Source organism: Microbacterium sp. ZXT2-5, from assembly GCF_055329545.1.
This window is the reverse complement of the sequence record NZ_JBUZWD010000001.1, coordinates 2,618,787-2,637,696: the sequence shown is the minus strand read 5'-3', so window position 1 is coordinate 2,637,696 and position 18,910 is coordinate 2,618,787. Positions and strand designations below refer to the sequence as shown.

Annotated in this window: 16 protein-coding genes and 1 tRNA gene; 7 read left to right on the top strand and 10 right to left on the bottom strand. The window is 71.6% G+C overall.

Going from position 1 to position 18,910, the window contains the following annotated elements; genetic code table 11:
* Positions 1-42 precede the first annotated feature (42 nt).
* The 4 genes from ACZBH1_RS11720 to ACZBH1_RS11705 form a co-directional block, all read right to left on the bottom strand.
* On the bottom strand, positions 43-375 hold the full coding sequence (locus tag ACZBH1_RS11720; protein ID WP_463646460.1) for a TadE family type IV pilus minor pilin: 333 nt from the start codon (positions 373-375) through the stop codon (positions 43-45).
* Entirely contained in the window at positions 375-602 is a 228-nt protein-coding gene (locus ACZBH1_RS11715; protein ID WP_378882068.1) for a DUF4244 domain-containing protein, read from the bottom strand. Before ACZBH1_RS11715 ends, ACZBH1_RS11720 begins: the two co-directional genes overlap by 1 nt.
* Before the next feature lie 75 nt (positions 603-677).
* Positions 678-1,733, bottom strand: coding sequence for a type II secretion system F family protein (locus tag ACZBH1_RS11710; protein ID WP_463646459.1), 1,056 nt, complete (start codon positions 1,731-1,733; stop codon positions 678-680).
* A complete protein-coding gene (locus ACZBH1_RS11705) occupies positions 1,718-2,944 on the bottom strand; it encodes a TadA family conjugal transfer-associated ATPase (RefSeq protein ID WP_463646458.1) in 1,227 nt (408 codons plus the stop codon). The genes ACZBH1_RS11710 and ACZBH1_RS11705 overlap by 16 nt, the downstream gene beginning before the upstream one ends.
* A gap of 425 nt (positions 2,945-3,369) precedes the next feature.
* Between ACZBH1_RS11705 and acs the strand changes: the two genes are divergently transcribed.
* Positions 3,370-5,364 (top strand): acetate--CoA ligase, encoded by a 1,995-nt coding sequence (gene acs / locus ACZBH1_RS11700; RefSeq protein ID WP_463646457.1) that lies wholly within the window; start codon positions 3,370-3,372, stop codon positions 5,362-5,364.
* A gap of 55 nt (positions 5,365-5,419) precedes the next feature.
* Here the strand turns inward: acs and ACZBH1_RS11695 are convergent, their stop codons facing one another.
* Together ACZBH1_RS11695 and sp36 are read right to left on the bottom strand one after the other, a co-directional pair.
* Positions 5,420-5,887 (bottom strand): RidA family protein, encoded by a 468-nt coding sequence (locus ACZBH1_RS11695; protein WP_463646456.1) that lies wholly within the window; start codon positions 5,885-5,887, stop codon positions 5,420-5,422.
* A gap of 2 nt (positions 5,888-5,889) precedes the next feature.
* A complete protein-coding gene (sp36, locus tag ACZBH1_RS11690; protein WP_336396741.1) occupies positions 5,890-6,105 on the bottom strand; it encodes a Sp36 family protein in 216 nt (71 codons plus the stop codon).
* A 108-nt stretch (positions 6,106-6,213) separates the two neighbouring features.
* On the opposite strand from sp36, the gene ACZBH1_RS11685 reads away from it, so the two are divergent.
* The 5 genes from ACZBH1_RS11685 (at position 6,214) to ACZBH1_RS11665 (ending at position 12,941) form a co-directional block, all read left to right on the top strand.
* Positions 6,214-9,030 (top strand): transglycosylase domain-containing protein, encoded by a 2,817-nt coding sequence (locus tag ACZBH1_RS11685; protein ID WP_463646455.1) that lies wholly within the window; start codon positions 6,214-6,216, stop codon positions 9,028-9,030.
* Positions 9,030-9,962 carry a metallophosphoesterase gene (locus tag ACZBH1_RS11680; RefSeq protein ID WP_463646454.1) on the top strand — a complete coding sequence of 311 codons (933 nt, stop codon included), beginning with the start codon at positions 9,030-9,032 and terminating at the stop codon, positions 9,960-9,962. The genes ACZBH1_RS11685 and ACZBH1_RS11680 overlap by 1 nt, the downstream gene beginning before the upstream one ends.
* Positions 9,963-10,168: 206 nt before the next feature.
* Positions 10,169-12,019 carry a hypothetical protein gene (locus ACZBH1_RS11675; protein ID WP_463646453.1) on the top strand — a complete coding sequence of 617 codons (1,851 nt, stop codon included), beginning with the start codon at positions 10,169-10,171 and terminating at the stop codon, positions 12,017-12,019.
* An 18-nt stretch (positions 12,020-12,037) separates the two neighbouring features.
* Positions 12,038-12,114, top strand: a tRNA-Pro gene (locus ACZBH1_RS11670).
* Positions 12,115-12,164: 50 nt separating this feature from the next.
* Positions 12,165-12,941, top strand: coding sequence for an HAD-IIB family hydrolase (locus ACZBH1_RS11665; protein ID WP_336396745.1), 777 nt, complete (start codon positions 12,165-12,167; stop codon positions 12,939-12,941).
* Between the two features lie 67 nt (positions 12,942-13,008).
* On the opposite strand, the gene ACZBH1_RS11660 is transcribed toward ACZBH1_RS11665, so the two are convergent.
* Together ACZBH1_RS11660 and ACZBH1_RS11655 are read right to left on the bottom strand one after the other, a co-directional pair.
* Entirely contained in the window at positions 13,009-14,391 is a 1,383-nt protein-coding gene (locus ACZBH1_RS11660) for an alpha-hydroxy acid oxidase (RefSeq protein WP_463646452.1), read from the bottom strand.
* A 29-nt stretch (positions 14,392-14,420) separates the two neighbouring features.
* Positions 14,421-15,158: a FadR/GntR family transcriptional regulator gene (locus ACZBH1_RS11655; protein WP_378882091.1), complete on the bottom strand. Its 738-nt coding sequence runs from the start codon at positions 15,156-15,158 to the stop codon at positions 14,421-14,423.
* 139 nt (positions 15,159-15,297) lie between these two features.
* Here ACZBH1_RS11655 and ACZBH1_RS11650 point away from each other — a divergent pair, with 139 nt between their 5' ends.
* Positions 15,298-16,128, top strand: coding sequence for a DUF1295 domain-containing protein (locus ACZBH1_RS11650; RefSeq protein ID WP_463646451.1), 831 nt, complete (start codon positions 15,298-15,300; stop codon positions 16,126-16,128).
* 12 nt (positions 16,129-16,140) lie between these two features.
* Here the strand turns inward: ACZBH1_RS11650 and ACZBH1_RS11645 are convergent, their stop codons facing one another.
* Positions 16,141-16,788: a thymidine kinase gene (locus tag ACZBH1_RS11645; protein ID WP_336396749.1), complete on the bottom strand. Its 648-nt coding sequence runs from the start codon at positions 16,786-16,788 to the stop codon at positions 16,141-16,143.
* Between the two features lie 38 nt (positions 16,789-16,826).
* Entirely contained in the window at positions 16,827-18,848 is a 2,022-nt protein-coding gene (locus ACZBH1_RS11640; RefSeq protein WP_463646450.1) for a DUF2207 domain-containing protein, read from the bottom strand.
* Positions 18,849-18,910: the final 62 nt, after the last annotated feature.

Here is an 18,910-nt window from a genome sequence, read left to right as displayed (position 1 = left end):
CTCCGTGGGACGCTGGTCCCCGCGCCGCGGCGAGCGCGCCGGTCACAGCCCACCCGCCAGCGCGCATCCCTCGGCGCTCACGCGCAGTCCCAGCAGGGCGGGCGCGGATGCCGCCACGCACACCAGGTCGCCGCGCGGTGAGATGTCGACGGACGCACCCGCGACGACGGCCGCCACGGCGTCCTGCGCGCGCGAGGCCGGCTCGCCGCGCGCGCTCAGGCGCGCGGCATCCGCCACCGCATCCTGCAGCCGCACCTGCCTCGAGGCCGCCGCCAGCGTGCCGACGCCCACGAGGAGCACGACCAGCACAGCGGGGAGTGCGACCGCGAACTCGGCGACGACCGACCCGCGGTCGTCGCCCGACCGCGATCTCATCAGGCCACCGTGAGGGCTCGGCGCACGAGGTCCGTCAGAATGCCGCGCACTTCGTCGGAGCGCATGATGACGACGAGCAGGCCGGCGAACGCCACCGCTGCCATCGTCGCGATGGCGTACTCGGCCGTGGCCGCGCCGGTGTCGTCCACCTCCCGAGGCAGGAACAGTCGCTCGGCTCGACGCCGCGTGAGGCGCGGCACGGTCGGCGTGGTGCGGAAGAGGGACATGGGGTCTCCGTTCGTTGTCGGTTGTGCGGGCACGGTCGGGGTGTCGAGGCCGTCCGGGCTGGGGCGGCAGCGGTCTCACAGCGTCAGCGACATCGTCGACATGACGCTCAGGAGCATCGGCGCGACGCCGAGAAGGAGGAACGCCGGCAGGATGCACACGCCCAGCGGGATCAGCAGCCTCGACGACAGCCGCGCGGCCCGAAGGCGCCCGTCGACGCGTGCCCGATGGCGGGCGTGGGCGGCCGAGGCCCGCAGCAGCTCGACGGCGGGCACGCCCGCCGACCGCGCGAGCGCCAGCACGCGGGCCACGTCCGCCGTCATTCCCGCAGCGGCGCGGTCGCCGGGGTCCTCGGCCCCGGCCGCTTCGACGCGGCTCTCGGACACGGCCGCGCCGACGGGGCGTGACCGGCCGACGGCCCGCGCATCCCGCACGACGGCGTGGGCGCGATCGATCGACACCCCGCCGCTCAGGGCGATGGCCACGAGCTCGGCGTCGAGTCCCGGAATGCCGCCTTCGGCGCGAGCGCGTGCGATCAGGCGGCCCGTCCACCGGCGCGCGAGCCCGAGGAGGAGGCCGCCCCCGACGAGGCTCGCGATGCCGAGCGGGTTCGTGATGAGCGTTCCGAGCATGTCGAACCCGAGCAGAGCGCCGAGTCCGAGGGCCACGAGCGGCAGCCAGCCCATGAGCCGTGCCGTCCCGGCGGGTTCGGCGAGCGCGACGCGGACGTCGTCGGCCGCCTCGTGGGCGTCGCGCAGCGCGACGGCGAGCCCCCGCAGCGAGTCCGCGAGCGGGGCACCGACGACCGAGGCGACCTTGTAGGCCGCTGCGATCTCGCGCCACACCGGCGTGCCGATCCCCGCGATGGCCTCCGGCAACGGCGAACCGTCGCGGTGCGCCGCCACGACGTGTGAGGCTGCGGCGTCGCCCGCCTGAGCGAGGTGCGTCCACGCGCGGGCGGGAGCCAGGCCCGCCTGCAGCAGCACCGCCAGCTGGAGCACCGACTCGGCGGCCGCGTCCGCCTCGGTGCCGGGTGGTCCGTCGCTGCGGCGGCGCCTCCCGCCCGCTGCCGCTGTCCGCTCGCGGCGGTGCGGCAGGGCGAGGCGGGGTGCCGCCGTCACTCCGCGTCCCATGGCCGCTCCTCGATGGCCAGCCGCCCCGACGGATCCACGATCGGGCGCCCGGTGCCGGCGACGCGGCGCACGCCGTCGGGTCCGCGCTCGACGTGGATGATGAGCCCGATCGCACTGGCGGTCTGCCTCGCCAGTGCGAGGTCGTCGAGCCCGGCCAGGGCGCCCAGCGCCTCCAGTCGCGCCGGGACGTCATGCAGGCTGTTGGCGTGCACGGTGCCGGCGCCGCCGTCGTGACCGGTGTTCAGCGCCGACAGCAGCTCGCGCACCTCCTCGCCGCGGCACTCCCCCACGACCAGGCGGTCGGGCCGCATGCGCAGCGCCTCGCGCACGAGTCTCGCGAGGCCGATGGCGCCGCTTCCCTCGATGTTGGGCTGCCGGGCCTCGAGCCGGACGTGGTGGGGGTGCGCGATGCGCAGCTCGGCGACGTCCTCGATCGTGACGATGCGCTCGTGGTCGGGCGTCTCGCCCAGAAGCGCCGCGAGGAGCGTCGTCTTCCCGGCGCCGGCCGCGCCGGTGACCAGCAGGTTGGTCCTGGCGGCGATCGCGCCCGCGAGGTGCCGCCGCACCTCGTCGCCGAACATCCCGGTGCGTTCCAGGGCATCGAGCGTCGGCAGGCCGACCCGCGGCACCCGTATCGAGATCATCGTCCCGTCAGGGGCGACGGGCGCCAGCACGGCATGCACGCGGATGCCGCCGTCCAGGCGGACGTCGACACACGGTGCAGCGTCGTCGAGGTGACGGCCACCGGCGCCGATGAGGTCGACGGCGAGATCGCGCACCTCTTCTTCTGTGGCGTGCCAGCCGGGCACCGCGACGACGCCGGCGCCGCGGTCGACGAAGAGGCCCGCGGTGCCGTTGACGAAGACGTCGGTGACTTCGGGATCGGCGAGGTGGGTCGCGAACGGCAGGAGGGCCGGGTCCCACGCCTCCCTCGGCGGCATGCTCGCCGGACGCCCGCGCTCCGGCGGTGTCGTCACGGGCCCCGGGCGCTCGGCGGCGTCGCGAGAGTCTCGCCGCTGGGGCACCCACGGCCCGCCCGACGAGCCGGGGGCAGCATCGGCGTCCTGCGCGGTCTCGCCGACGCGGAACGAGGCCACGGCGGGCACCCGCCCGGCGGGGGCGGCCGGCGCGGAGCGGGTCGCGGCATCCGTCATCCGCCCCGATGGCTCCCGCGAGGCGGAGCGGGGGCGGACGACGAAAGGAGCCGGCATGCCGTCGACGGTAGGGAACGCGGCGGCGCGCGCACCCGGCGATCACCGCATCGGTGGACGGCGATGCTGCGTGAACGGATGTGGAGGAGACTCCGGCCCGGCGGGGGAGGCGCCTTCCGACCAGAAAATGAAGGCGGCATCCCATGGGGGGAATGGGATGCCGCCGTGCGCGGGCCCGAATTCGGGGGGTGACGTCGGGCGCCGCAATGCCAGAATCGAATGTTCGGCCACCGGTCAGCATAGGCGAGGCGAGGGGGGCCACCAAACGAAAAGGAGAGGATTCTCACCGATATATCGGTGCGAGTCCGATATCCGCAGCCACCTACTATCGGGGGTAGCCGCCCCCGAGCGGCCTGGGTACATTTCCTGGCAGACTCACCGGCACCCCGCCGGCCTCCCTCAAGCCCGCAAAGGAGCGCGCTCCCATGAGCGAACAGATTCCGGTCACGCACCCCGCCAGCAGCCAGATCGACCACCTGCTGAACGAGGATCGGCGCTTCGCCCCCAGCGCGGAGTTCGCCGGCAACGCCGTCGCGACGGCCGCCCTCTACGAGCGGGCGAAAGCGGACCGGCTGGGCTTCTGGGCCGAGCAAGCCCGCGACCTGCACTGGCACAAGCCGTTCACCCAGGTGCTCGACTGGTCGAACCCCCCGTTCGCCAAGTGGTTCGACGACGGCGAGCTGAACGTGGCCTACAACTGCCTCGACCGTCACGTCGAGGCGGGCAACGGCGACCGTGTCGCGCTGCTGTGGGAGGGCGAGCCCGGCGACGCGCGCCGGGTGACCTACGCCGAGCTGACCGGCGAGGTCAAGCGGCTCGCCAACGTGCTGGAGGGCCTCGGCGTCGGCGCCGGCGACCGTGTCGCCATCTACATGCCCATGATCCCCGAGGCGATCGCCTCGATGCTCGCGGTCGCGCGCATCGGCGCCATCCACTCCGTCGTCTTCGGCGGGTTCTCCGCCGACAGCCTGCGCGCCCGCATCGACGACGCCGGCGCGAAGCTCGTCATCACCGCCGACGGAGGCTACCGCAAGGGCAAGGTCTCGCCGCTGAAGCCCGCCGTCGACCTCGCGCTCGGCGACCGCGGCGCGGGTGCGCAGGAGACGGTCGAGCACGTGCTCGTCGTCAAGCGCGGCCAGAACGAGGTGGACTGGACCGAGGGCCGCGACCTGTGGTGGCACGACGTCGTGCCGCAGGCGTCGGGCGACCACGAGGCCCAGGCGTTCCCGTCCGAGAATCCGCTGTTCATCCTCTACACCTCGGGGACGACAGGAAAGCCGAAGGGCATCCTCCACACCTCGGGCGGGTACCTGACGCAGTCCGCGTTCACCAACAAGGTCGTGCACGACATCCACCCCGAGTCCGACGTCTTCTGGTGCACCGCCGACATCGGCTGGGTCACCGGGCACAGCTACGTCACGTACGGCCCGCTGGCCAACGGCGCGACGCAGGTGCTGTACGAGGGCACGCCCGACACGCCGCACCCGGGGCGCTGGTGGGAGATCGTGCAGAAGTACGGCGTCACCGTCCTCTACACGGCGCCGACCGCGATCCGCTCCTTCATGAAGCTGGGCCGCGCCATCCCCAAGCAGTACGACCTTTCGTCGCTGCGCCTGCTCGGATCCGTGGGCGAGCCCATCAACCCCGAGGCGTGGATGTGGTACCGCAAGATCATCGGCGGCAAGACGGCGCCGATCGTCGACACGTGGTGGCAGACCGAGACGGGCTCGATCATGATCTCCGCCCTCCCCGGCGTGACCGAGACGAAGCCGGGCTCCGCGCAGGTGCCGCTGCCCGGCATCTCGATCGACGTGGTCGACGAGGACGGCTCGCACGTCGGCAACGGCAACGGCGGGCTGCTGGTCGTCACCGAGCCGTGGCCGTCGATGCTGCGCGGCATCTGGGGTGACCCCGAGCGCTTCGTCGAGACGTACTGGGAGAAGTTCCGCACGCAGGGCTACTACTTCGCCGGCGACGGCGCCCGGCTCGACGACGACGGCGACGTGTGGCTGCTGGGTCGCGTCGACGACGTCATGAACGTGTCGGGCCACCGCCTGTCGACGACCGAGATCGAGTCGGCCCTCGTCGGCAACGAAGCCGTGGCCGAGGCGGCCGTCGTGGGCGCCTCCGACGAGACGACCGGGCAGGCCGTCGTCGCCTTCGTGATCATCAAGCAGTCGTACCTCGCGGAGCACGCGCCGGACGGCCTCGCCCAGAACCTGCGCGTCTGGGTCGGCGAGCAGATCGGCCCGATCGCCCGGCCGCGAGACGTCTACATCGTCGGAGAGCTGCCCAAGACACGCTCCGGCAAGATCATGCGGCGCCTCCTCCGCGACGTCGCGGAGGGCCGCGAGGTCGGCGACACCACGACGCTCGCCGACACGATGGTCATGTCGGTCATCTCGGCGCAGGTCCGGTAGGGGAACGAGAAGAGCGGATGCCGCAGCCCTGGGCTGCGGCATCCGCTCCGTCGTCTCAGGCGTACGAGAAGACGACCTCGACCTCGACAGGGGCATCCAGCGGCAGCACCGGAACGCCGACCGCGGAGCGGGCGTGCTTGCCTGCCTCGCCGAAGATGTCGCCGAGCACCTCGCTGGCGCCGTTGATGACGCCGGGCTGGCCGGTGAACTCGGGGACGGATGCCACGAACCCGGTGACCTTCACCACGCCGGTGAGCCGGTCGACGCCGCCGACCGCCGCGGCGGCCGCGGCGATCGCGTTCAGGGCGCTCTGCCGTGCATAGTCCTTGGCGTCGATCGCCGGCACGAGGCCGTGGCCTTCACCGACCTTCCCGGTCGCCGGCAGCGCGCCCGAGATCATCGGCAGCTGGCCGGCGGTGTAGACGAGGTCGCCGTATGCCTTCGCCGGCACGTAGGCCGCGACGGGCGGCACGACGTCGGGAAGGTCGATGCCCAGCTCGGCGAGGCGGTCGCTCACGCTCATGCTCACGACCCCTCGAACTGCCGGGCGGCCTGGGCCGCGGCATCCAGTCCGGCATTCTGCTGGCCGCCGCCCGAGGGCCGCTTGAAGTAAGCGACGAGGCCTCCCTCGGGGCCGGGCACGACCTGGACGAGCTCCCAGCCCTGCTTGCCCCAGTTGTTGAGGATCGCGGCGGTGTTGTGGATCAGAAGGGGCGTGGTGAGGTATTCCCACGTCGTCATCGCGACTCCTCGGTCAGGGAAAGTGACGGCTGGTGAAGGCTGGGAAACATCTTCGCGGGCGCACGTCCGTCAGGGAATCGCCCAGGTATGTCCCCTACGATCAAGCCTATGCCTGATACCAAACGCACGGCCACCGGTGTGCTCGGCGGACTCGCCGGACTCGTCGGTCTCAGTGCCGCAGCCGGTGTCCTCATCGCCGCCACGGTCACCCCCGCGGTCGCCATCACGAGCACCGCGGCCGAGCGCGCGATCACGATGTTCGACAATCTCCCGAGCGTCCTCGAGCTCGACAAGCTCATGCTCCCGAGCAACTTCTACTACACCGACCCCAACACGGGCGAGCCGGTGCTGATGACGCAGTTCCTCGAGCAGGACCGCACCCCCGTCGCGTTCGATCAGATCTCCCCGGTGATGTACGACGCGCTCCTCTCCAGTGAGGACCCCCGCTACTACCAGCACGGCGGCATCGACCTCATCGGCACGACGCGCGCCCTGCTCTCCAACGCGCAGGGCGGCGGCGAGACCCAGGGCGGGTCGTCGATCAGCCAGCAGTACGTCAAGAACGTGCTCATCCAGAAGTGCGAGCAGAACGCCGAGACGGAGTACGAGACCGACGAGGCCGGCGAGATCATCGTCGACGAGAACGGCGCGCCGAAGGTCAAGACGAGCCGTGACGACGCGCTGCGCAACTGCTGGGTCGAGGCCACGACCGCCGAAGGCACCGAGGGGTACACCCGCAAGCTGCAGGAGATGCGCTACGCCATCGCGCTGGAGCAGAAGTACTCGAAGAACGACATCCTGCTCGGCTACATGAACATCGCCAACTTCGGCGGCATCACGTACGGCATCGAGGCCGCCGCCCGCTACTACTTCAGCACGAACGCCGCGAGCCTGACGGTCGCACAGGCGGCGACCCTCGCCGGCATGGTGCAGAACCCCAACAACTACCGCATCGACCGTCCCGGCGGCTCCATCTTCGGCTCGGACGGCGCGACCTTCAACAAGGCGCCCGACGGCGTCATCGACGAGGGCGCTAACCTCTCCGCGCTCGACGGTCTGGTCGCCTCGGGCGACATCACCGAGGAGCAGAAGCTGGCGGCCGCTGACGGCTACACCTCCACCAAGGTGCGCCAGCTGTACGTGCTCGACCGCATGCTCGAGGACGGCAAGATCACCCGCGAGCAGTTCGTCGAGGCTGCGGTGTGGCCGATCACCCCGACCATCAACCCGCCGAAGACCGGCTGCGCCGCCGCCGGCCGCGCCGCCTACTTCTGCCAGTACGTCAAGTACGTGATCCTCAACGACCCCGCCTTCGGCGAGACGACCGAGGATCGTCAGGAGACCCTGCAGCGCGGTGGGCTGAACGTCTACACGACGCTCGACCCGCGCATCCAGACGCCGGCCGAGGATGCCATCGCGACGTACGCTCCGACCTCCATCGAAATGCCGATCTCGCCCGACATCGGGGTCCCGGGCCGGTTCGGCTCGACCACGGTGAGCGTGGAGGCCACGACCGGGCGCATCCTCGCCATGGCGCAGAACACGTCCTTCAGCGAGGACGCGGCCGTCTCGGCCGACCCGAACTTCTCGTCGCTGGTCTTCGCCGGCGACAAGCAGTTCGGCAACTCGACCGGGTTCAACGCCGGATCGACGTTCAAGCTGTTCACGCTTCTCGACTGGCTCGAGAAGGGCAAGTCTGTCAACGAGCGCCTCAACGGCACGCTGCACGTCTTCAAGAAGATGACGAACTCGTGCGACGGCGACTGGTACAACGAGGGCAACACGCTGGTGAACAACTTCGGCAAGAACCGGGGGTACTACGGGACCCCGATGCGGTTCACCGCGGATTCGCTCAACACCGGCTACTTCGCCATGGCCGAGAAGCTCGACCTCTGCGACATCGAGAAGGTCGCCACCAAGATGGGCGTCACCCAGGCGAACGGCACGGAGGTGCAGATGACCAACCTGTCGTCTGTCATCGGCACGGCCGCGGTCTCGCCGCTGGCGATGGCCGAGGCGTACGCCACGGTCGCCAACAACGGCGTCTACTGCCAGCCCCAGGTGATCGACCGCGTGACGGACTCGGACGGCAACGAGCTGCCCAAGCCCGAGCGCGCGTGCAGCCAGGTGCTCGATCCCCGGGTCGCCGCGACCGCCGCGTACGCGCTGCAGGGCGTCATGAACGGTGGTACGGGTGCGCAGGGCAACCCGCGCGACGGCGTGCCGCTCATCGGCAAGACCGGTACCCACGAGTCCATCCAGTCGTGGCTCATCACCTCCAGCACCAAGGTCGCGACCGCCACGTGGGCGGGCAACATCGAGGGCGGCGGCGACATCTTCAAGACCTGGTACAACGACCGGCGGCTGTCCGACATCCGCTACTCGATCGCCCGCTGGGTGCAGGGCGCCGCCAACGCCGCGTACGGCGGTGACCGGTTCGCGAGCCCCGATGCCGAGCTCACGAAGCAGGTGCTGACGGACCTGCCCGACGTGGTCGGCAGGTCGATCGACGAGGCGACCGCGATCCTGGAGAACGCCGGCTTCGGTGTGGTCGTCGGCGATCCGGTGGATTCCGACCAGCCCGAAGGCGTCGTGGCCGGGCAGAACCCCGGTGCCGGCCGAGTGGCGGCAGGCACGGTGGTCACGATCAGCCCGAGCAACGGGCAGGGCATCGCGGTGCCCGATGTGTCGGGTCGCACGCTGGAGGACGCCAAGCGCGCGCTGCGCAGCGCCGGATTCGGCAACGTCAGCGACGGCACCTGCACGCAGGACGCCTCCCTGGGCAATCAGTCGCGCACCGGCGGGACCAACCCCGCCGCGGGCACCGTCGTCAACCGCAATGCCGGCATCACGGTCGATTACAGCGCGGCCGACTGCGGCGGCGGCGGCGGAGGCCGCGGCAACAACGGCAACGGCGACGACTAGTGCCGTCGGCTCCGGCTCGCACCGCCCTCACCGTGCTCGGCACGGCGGGGGCGGTCGCCGCGGGTGCCGCGGTGTGGGGCATCGGCATCGAACGCCACCTGTTCACCGTGCGGTTCCATGAGCTCGCCGTGCTTCCGGCCGGCGCCCGCCCGATGCGGGTGCTCCACGTCTCGGACGCGCACATGGCTCCGTGGCAGCGACGCAAGCAGCGGTGGATGGCTGCGCTCGCCGAGCTGCAGCCGGACCTCGTCGTCAACACCGGCGACAACATGGGCCACCCCGACGGGCTGCGGGGGCTGCGCACCGCGTTCGACCCCCTGCGCGGCATCCCGGGCGTCTTCGTCCACGGATCCAACGACCACGCGGCGCCCTCTCCACGCAACCCGCTCCGGTACTTCACCGGGCCCTCGAAGGTCACCCACACGGCCGAGCCGCTCGACACCGACGCGCTGGACGGCTACCTCGCCGACGAGCTGGGCTGGCTGAATCTCAACAACGCCGGCGGGACGCTGAATGCCGGAGACCTGCGCATCGCCGCGTTCGGCGTCAGCGACGCCCACCGCGGGTGGGACGATCTCGAGGTGCTCCCCGGCCTGGTCTCGCAGCTGCGCGCGGACGGCTCCGCGGATCTCACCATCGGCGTGACGCATGCACCCTATCGGCGCGTGCTCGACGACTTCGTCGACCTCGGAGCGGACGCGATCTTCGCAGGGCACACCCACGGCGGACAGGTCCGGGTGCCGGGCTTCGGGGCGCTCGTGGCCAACTGCGACATCCCGCTCCGGCAGGCCCGCGGCCTGAGCGAGTGGACCCATGCCGGCCGGACGGCGCCGCTGAACGTCAGCGCCGGCATCGGACACTCGATCTACGCCCCCGTGCGCTTCGCGTGCCGCCCGGAGGCGTCCCTGCTGACCCTCCTCCCCCGCCCCTGACGGCGGCCGGCCGGCGCTCGACGGCGCTCGCCGTCCCGCGGCACGCGCCTCCTCCCCAGGCCGCACCTGACGCCCCGCTGTCCACCGGTGCTGCCGTTCGCGATCCCGCGCGGCCGCGCGGGCGCCAGGCTCGGGATGTGCTGACGAGAACCGCCCCACGCCGCCCACCGCTTTACGATCCGCGTCCGCCCCGGCCGCCCTTGATCGTGAGGCTGCTGCGTGCGCGCCGTCGCGGCCTTCCGCCCGCCGTCTCGGCGCTCGCCCTGACCATCGCGATCGTGGTCCATCTGCTGGTGGCCCTGCTGGCCCCCCAGCCTGCGCACGCCGCATCGCAGGGCAGCGGCTTCGGCAGCTGGGCGCCGATCTCGCGTTACGGCTGGCACGGCTCGATGCTCGTCGACGGTGTGCACACCTACTGCATCACGCCCGGCGCTCCGGCCCCGACCGGGTCCACCACGGACCTCGGGCTCAGCACGACAGCCGCCGGACTCACGCCCCAGCAGCTCGCCGGCATCAACTTCCTCGTCACCACGTACGGTCAGACCGACGACCCCGTCACCGCGGCCGCCGTCGGCTGGGCGGTCAAGGCGATCGCCGACTGGGACGAGACGCTCCACGCCTTCGGCTATCCCGGCGATTCGCTGGCCGGTGCGATCCATTGGACGCTCTCGGCGCTCGCTCCGCAGCACAGCGCGGCGGTGCAGGCGCTCGCCGTGGCCTACTACGACGAGGCCCGCGCCGTGGCCGCGCCGACGACCGCGACCGGGACGATGATCTTCACCACCGATCCGGGCGATGCCCTGGCCGGCAGCGTGCGCGTCGACGCGACGGTCGCGTCCGCCACCGGCTCGCTGTCGCTCGTGAACGCGGTGTTCGCAGACACCGGCGCCGCGACCCGCGACGGGGCCGTCCCCGGCGTCGACTACGCGATCGCGGCCGCCCCTCCCGCGGAGGGTCGCCCCTTCAGCGTCAGCGGCACGGGCCGGTTCACCGCGGGGCTCGTCGCCGCCGTGCGGCATTTCACGACGCCGGGCGGCCAGGACACCGCGGGGCCGGCAGGCGACGTGTCTTTCGAGGTGAGCGGTGCGGATGCCGCACCGCGCGCTCTCCCCTTCGCGCCCACCATCACGACCCAGGTGGTCAGCCGCTACGTACCGGGCGGGCGGTTCGTAGACGACGTGACGTTCCGCGCCGAGGAGGGAACATGGCCCCGCGGCGAGGACGGCTCGTACCTGCCCGTGACCGCCGAGGCCGCGGTGTACCGCACCGACACGGAGCCGGTGACGGGGGACGCCCCGCCGGATGCGGAGCCGGTGGCCACGCTCGCGCTGACCAGCGACCCCGCGACAGGACCCACCGCGGCGTACCGGGTGACCTCGGACGAAGAGATGACGGAGGCAGGCTTCTACACCGCTGTCTGGAGCATCTCCGGCGCGCAGCAGACGGAGGAGGTCGCCGAGCGCACCGGCGTGGGCTACCGCTGGAGCGAGGAATTCGGCGAGCGCAGCCAGGTCACCATGGTCCCGGCGATCACGACCACCGCGCTGCCGCTCGCTGCGCCGGGCGATCGTCTCAGCGACACCGTGCACGTCGGGCATCCTCTACCTGCCGACGGGCTGCGCATCACGTCCGCGGTCTACCGCGCGGTCGAGGGCACTCCGGCCGCGGAGACGTGCACCGAGGAGAACCTGGTCTGGCGCAGCGACGAGATCCTGGTGACGGCGACGGGCGACCACACGGTGACCTCGCCGCCCGTGGATGAGGCCGGAACGTACTACTGGCAGGAGCAGGCGCTCGACGCGGCCGGGCAGATCGTCCACCTCGGGGTGTGCGGCGTCGAGAACGAGACGACGCGCGTCGTCGCGCCATCGCCGACGCCGACGCGGACGGCGACGCCCGCGGCGAACGCCCCGCAGCTTCCGGCGACGGGTGCCGACCCCGACACGCTCCGCGTGCCGACCGCGATCGCGGTGATGCTCCTGTCGGCGGGCGCCGCCGTCGTGGCATCCCGCCGCCCCCGCCGCCCCTGGTTCGGAGCACGGCTCGATATCGGTTAGACTCGGAGGGTTGCAAAACGGGGTGTGGCGCAGCTTGGTAGCGCGCTTCGTTCGGGACGAAGAGGCCGCAGGTTCAAATCCTGTCACCCCGACCACTGAGAGGCTCCGCCGGAAGGCGGGGCCTCTCGCGCGAAAGGACGGACTCGTGACAGACAGCGCCTCGCCCCGCCTCGTCGCCTTCGATCTGGACGACACCCTCGCACCGAGCAAGAGCCGCATCGACCCGCGCATCGGCGACCTGCTCGTGGCGCTCGCCGAGCGCGTCGACGTCGCGATCATCTCCGGCGGTCAGCTCGCGCAGTTCACCAGCCAGGTGGTCGACAGGCTCCCCGACGCGACCGCCGACGCGCGGGGCCGCATGCACCTGCTGCCGACGTGCGGTACCCAGTACTACCGGCTGTCCGACGACGGCGTCGTGACCGTGTACAAGCGCTCGCTGACGGACGACCAGAAGGCTCGCGCCCTCGCCGCCGTGGAGAGCGAGGCCCGCCGCCTGGGCCTCTGGGAGTCCGACACCTGGGGCGACATCCTCGAGGACCGCGGTTCGCAGATCACCTTCTCCGCCCTCGGACAGCAGGCTCCTGTCGCCGAGAAGATGGCGTGGGACCCGACCGGTGAGAAGAAGAACGCGCTGCGCGCGGCCGTCGCGGCGCTCCTCCCCGACCTCGAGGTGCGCTCCGGCGGCTCCACCTCGGTCGACATCACGGAGCGGGGCATCGACAAGGCCTACGGCATGCGCCGACTGTCGGAGCAGACCGGCATCGCGCTCGACGACATGCTCTTCGTCGGCGACCGCCTCGATCCCGACGGCAACGACTACCCGGTGCTGGCGATGGGGGTCCGGTGCCATGCCGTGGACGGCTGGGAGGACACGGCCGACTACCTCGAAGAGCTCATCCCCACGCTTCCGGTGCGCGTCTGAGGCGCCACCGCACACGACGAGAAGGGGTGCCCGCCGTTCCCGGCGGGCACCCCTTCGTCTCGTGACGTCAGGCCTTGGGGCGTGACGCCGAGGCCTTCGCGGGACGGGATGCCGCGGCATCCGCCTTGCCGTTGACCGTGCTCTTCGGAGCGCGTGCGGACGCGCCCGACGCGACGCGCACGCGAGGCGCCCCGCCGCCCACGGCCTCGGCCGGGGCGCCGGCGAGGGGCATGAGGCGCGTGAGCTGGGTCACGTGCCGCGGCTCGAGCTCCGCGAGCGTCGACACGCCCAGCAGCTTCATGGTGCGCTCGATCTCGCTGCGCAGGATCGCGATGGTCCGGTCCACGCCCTCGCGTCCGCCGGCCATCAGCCCGTAGAGGTACGCGCGGCCGATGAGGGTGAACTTGGCGCCGAGCGCGACCGACGCGACGATGTCGGCGCCGTTCATGATGCCGGTGTCGATCATGACCGTGGCGTCCTTGCCCACTTCGCGCACCACCTCGGGCAGCAGGCGGAAGGGGATCGGCGCGCGGTCGAGCTGGCGGCCGCCGTGGTTGGACAGGATGATGCCGTCCACCCCGGCGTCGATGAGGCGCTTGGAGTCGTCCACGTTCTGGACACCCTTGACCACGATCTTGCCGGGCCAGATGTCGCGGATGACAGCGAGATCGTCGTAGCTGATCGTCGGGTCCATCGCCGAGTTGAGCAGCTCGCCGACAGTCCCTCCGGTGGTCGACAGCGACGCGAACTCGAGCTTCGGCGTGGTGAGGAAGTCGTACCACCACCACGGCCGCGGGATCGCGTTGATGATCGTGCCCAGCGTGAGCTGGGGCGGGATCGAGAAGCCGTTGCGCTTGTCGCGCAGGCGGGCGCCGGCGACGGGCGTGTCGACCGTGAACTGCAGCGTGTCGAAGCCCGCCGCGGCCGCGCGGCGCGCGAGCCCGTACGAGATCTCCCGATCGCGCATGACGTAGAGCTGGAACCAGTTGCGTCCGTTCGGGTTCGCCTTCTTGACGTCCTCGATCGAGGTCGTGCCGAGCGTCGAGAGCGTGAACGGGATGCCGGCGGCGCCGGCCGCACTCGCTCCCGCGGTCTCGCCCTCGGTCTGCATGAGGCGCGTGAAGCCCGTAGGCGCGATGCCGAAGGGAAGGGCGGACGGGCCGCCGAGGATCTCCGTCGACATGTCGACGTTCTCGGCGGGGCGGAGGATGTCGGGGTGGAACTCGACGTCCTGGAACGCCTGCCGCGCGCGGGTGAGGGAGAGCTCGCCCTCCGCCGCACCGTCGGTGTAGTCGAACGCGGCCTTGGGCGTGCGACGCTTGGCGATCGTGCGCAGGTCGTCGATCGTGAGCGCGGCGTCCAGCCGGCGCTTCTTGGCGTTGAGCTCGGGCTTCTTGAACTGCATGAGCTCGAGCAGCTCGGCGGGGCGCGGAAGCTGACGGGTGACCATGGGGGTCCCTTTCGGTTTCTCTGTGGGGCTCAGTCGTTGGCGCGGGCGAGGCCCGCCTGTGCGTAGTAGCCGGTGATGTGGTCGTGGACGAGGGCGCGGGCGCGGGCACCGTCGCCCGCATCGACGGCCTCGAGGATCGCCCGATGCTCGGCGCGCAGACGGGCGACGGCGGCATCCCAGTCGGGGATCCTCGCCGCCCCGGCCTGCACGTAGGACTCGATCGCCGTGCGCAGACCCGCCATCATCGCGACGATGACGACGTTGCCCGACGCCTCGGCCAGCGCCAGGTGCAGCTGCGCGTCGAGGGCGAGGAACTCGGGGGGCGTGAGGTCGGCGGCCTCCATCGCATCGACGATCGTGCGGCCCTGGGCCGTTGAACGCTCCGGGTCGGCCGCGAGCGTCTCGACGACCGCCGACTCCAGGGCGAGGCGGGTGGCGACGACGTCGTCCAGCGGAAAGCCCTGAGCGGCGACCTGCAGGCGCAGCAGCGCCGACATCCCGCCCTGCGGTGTCGCGATGATGATGGCACCGGATGTCGGGCCGGAGCCGGTGCCGGTGCGGATGAGGCCCATGACCTCCAGCACCCGCAGCGCCTCGCGCACGCTCGATCGGCCGACGCCGAGGGTCGTGGCGAGCTCCCGCTCTGGAGGGAGGCGATCCCCCGGCCGCAGGGCGCCGTCGAGCAGGTCCGCCTCGATCTTCTCGAGCACCACGCGCCAGGCGCGCGCGGGGGCGATCGCAGCCTGCGGTGTGGGAGTGCCTGCCACGGGTCTCCTCGTCGATGTCGGCCCTCCCCGTTGAAGGGCGCGGTGTGGTCAGACCACGATAACTTGTGGTCGGACCACAGACAACCCGTGTGCCGGCGGATGTCGCGCCCGGAGGCGCCGTGGGCGCTACCCTGACGACATGGATCCCCTCGTCCTGGTCCTCATCGTCGCGGGCATCGCCGCCGCGTTCTGCTGGATCACCTCGCTCATCACCCACGAGACGTCGTGGATCGACCGACTGTGGTCCATCGTCCCGGTCGTCTACGTGTGGATCTTCGCCGGCGCCGCGCTGACGTCCGGCGTCGACGCCACACGCCTCATCGTCATGGCCGTGCTCGTGACGGCCTGGGGCGTGCGTCTCACCTTCAACTTCGCCCGCAAGGGCGGCTACACCGGCATGGAGGACTATCGCTGGGCCGTCCTGCGCAGCCGCATGACATCCTGGCAGTTCCAGCTGTTCAACCTCCTCTTCATCGTGCTCGCGCAGAGCGCCCTGCTGGTGCTCATCACGCTTCCCGCGTACGTCGCGTGGCAGCATCCCGTCCCCCTCACGGGATGGGACGCGGCGTTCGCGGTCCTGTTCGCCGGCTTCCTCGCGGGCGAGACGGTGGCCGACCAGCAGCAGTGGGAGTTCCACCGCGCGAAGAGGCAGGCGGGCGGCACACTCGAGCCTGGCTTCCTGTCGACCGGACTCTTCGCCTACAGCCGCCATCCGAACTTCTTCTTCGAGCAGGCGCAGTGGTGGGTGTTCTACGCGCTCGGAGCTACCGCCCTCGTGGCCGACGGCGGCAGCTGGCTGAACGGCACGATCGCCGGCGTCGTGGGCCTCACCATCCTGTTCATCGGCTCCACGATCTTCACCGAGTCGATCTCCGCCTCGAAGTATCCGGCGTACCGCGACTACCAGCGCAGCACGTCGATGCTCGTCCCGCTCCCCCGCCGGCGGCGCCGCGCGGCCGAGCCCGCGTGAGCGGCCCTTCGCCTACTGCAGGCGGCCGCCCGACGCGCGCAGGTAGTCCTCGGCGCACAGCGACTCGTACGTGACGCGCTCGGCGGTGAGCTCGTCGATCGCGACCTGGTCGCCGTCGAAGACGAATCGTCCGCCGACGAGCCGGGCGTTGAAGAGCGCCTTGCGGCCGCATCGGCAGATCGTCTTGAGCTCTTCGAGACTGTGGGCGAGCTCCAGCAGGCGGGCCGAGCCGGGGAACGCCTGCGTCTGGAAGTCGGTGCGGATCCCGTAGGCGAGCACGGGCACGCCGTCCATCACCACGATCCGCAGCAGATCGTCCACCTGCGTCCTGGTGAGGAACTGCGCCTCATCGATGAGGAGGCACGCGACGTCGACCTCGTGCTCGTCCGACTCCGGCACGAGGGCGGATGCGGCATCCCGCTTCACCCGCGCGCGGTGCTCGGCGAACAGCGTGCGCAGATCGGCGTCGGGGGCGATCAGGAAGTCCACCGTGCGCTTGACGCCGAGCCGGCTGTCGATCTGGTCGGCGCCCTTCGTGTCGATCGCCGGCTTCGCCAGCAGCACGTGCTGTCCCCGCTCCTCGTAGTTGTACGCGGCCTGCAGAAGGGACGTCGACTTGCCGGAGTTCATCGCCCCGTAGCGGAAGTACAGCTTTGCCACGGATCGAGCGTAGTCGGTGTCGTCACCGCGCTCCGGGCTCAGCGGCCGCCGAAGCCTCCGCCGCCGCCCCCGCCGCCGGAGAAGCCGCCGCCCGACGAGCCGCCGGATGACGACCAGCTCGAGCCCGACGAGGAGCTCGAGGAGGACCCCGGTCGTGAGACCGGGGTCGCAGCCAGGCGGCCGATCGACGAGGACGCGTCAGCGAGCGAGCGGGAGGTCACCGCGTCGAAGAGCGCCAGGTCCGTCGCCGTCTCGGTCCCCGCCGCCGCGCGGATCACCCGCACCCACTCCCGCTCCATGCCGAACAGCACCGCGTAGGGCAGCAGCCGCTCGTACAGGTTGACCACGTCGGCCCCGCGCCCACCGGGCGCTTCCCCGTACGGGCGGCGCCCGGACGATACGAGGTCCGCCGTCCGCGGCGACTGCGCGGCGCGCAGGCGGTCCTCCTCGGCGAGGGCGAGGTACTCGCGGATGCCGTCGAGGTAGGTCCGGTGCATCCCGCCGGCGACGGTCAGGGTCGACGTCGGCAGCGACACGAAGGGGAGGCCGATGAACGCGAAGAAGGCGCTCCCGAGGGCCGCGAAGTAGAGCACGTCACCGAGCGTCCCGAGGGGGCCGAGCACCACGAAGGCGCCGTCCGCGAAGAAGATCAGAAGGAGCGCGAGAGGCATCCCCGTCGTCTGGATGAAGCCGCGCGTCCGTCCGATCCAGGCCGGCAGCCTGCTGCGGTAGCCCCGTTGGACGGTGAACTCGTCGATCCGCCGCACGTACGTGACCGCGCGCGGCGGCGGCTTGGCGGCGAACGCTCCGAGGTCGACGTCGGCGCCGGATTCGGCCTTGCGCCCGAACAGGGTGTCGACGATCCTCCGCTCGTCCGCGTCCAGGCCGGCGGTCTCGCGCAGCACCACCTCGAAGTCGTCGGCGTCCTGCCGGTCGCCGCTCGCGCGCAGCTCGACGGCATCCTTGACGGCGAGGTCGACCACGTGCGCGGCCAGCGCACGCTCGGGCACATCCAGCACGCCCGCCGACAGCGTGAGCGACTCGTCGGCAGGCGGCGCATACTGCACGATCACCGGCGACCGGTCGGGGTTGCGGCGCGCCGCCGCCTTGACCACGAGCAGGAAGACGAGGCCGCCGACACCCGAGAGCAGGGCGAGCAGCGGGAGGATCCACAGCCACCACGGGTACGGCGGAGGTGGCGGAGGGCTGGGCGCGGCGAACGTGCCGCGCTCGAAGCCGATCGCCACGGTGACGTTCTCGTCGGGTCCGAGCCCCTCGTCGGCGGCGCGGAACGCGACGGCGCTGGTAGCCGACGAGCCCGACGCCATGGCCCACCACGAGACCTCCTCCGGCAGCGCCTCCGGGGCGTCCGCCCGCTCGATGTCGCACTGCTCGCTGGAGCCCGCCGGCCCGGTGTAGCAGAACACGCGCCCGTCGATGACGGCGGTCGCGGCATCCGTCGCCACATGCACGTCGGCGTGGACGACATCGAACGGCTGGGCGTGGTCGGTGCCCACGGTGTCCCAATAGAACTCGTCGGCCGCGGTGTCCTCGTACCGCAGCACGACGTCGCTCATCTCGTAGGTGATGACGTACGTCTGCGCGCCGTGCACGTACGAGTCGTCGCCGGTGAGGACGTAGATCCAATCGCCGTCCCGCTCGGTCCACCACGGGATCGCGACGCCGTCCTCGCCCGTGACGCCGAGCACGACGGTGCCCAGCGGAATGCCGCTGTCGACGACCGGCAGCGCGCGCACCATGCCCTTGTTCTGGTCGAACTCGGGGAACCGGGCGACGATCGTCTCGGTCGTGAGCAGCCGGCTGCGATCTCCGGTGCCCCGGACGAGCCAGTAGTCCGCGTCGAACGAGTCGAACGAGAAGTCGTCGACGGATGCCGCCGCCAGCGCGCCGATCACCGGCGGTCGCTCGGGGCCGCGCGCGGAGAAGGCGGCGGGCGCGCGCTCACCCGTCGCGAGCGCCACAGCCCCCGCCACGAGCACCGCGACGATGGACGCCGCGGCGATCCCCCAGCCGCGCCGTGCGCGTCCTGACACCGGCATGCCCCCACCCTAGGGGTCGAGCACCCCGCGCTCACAGGATCGCAGGGACCACCGCCTCATCG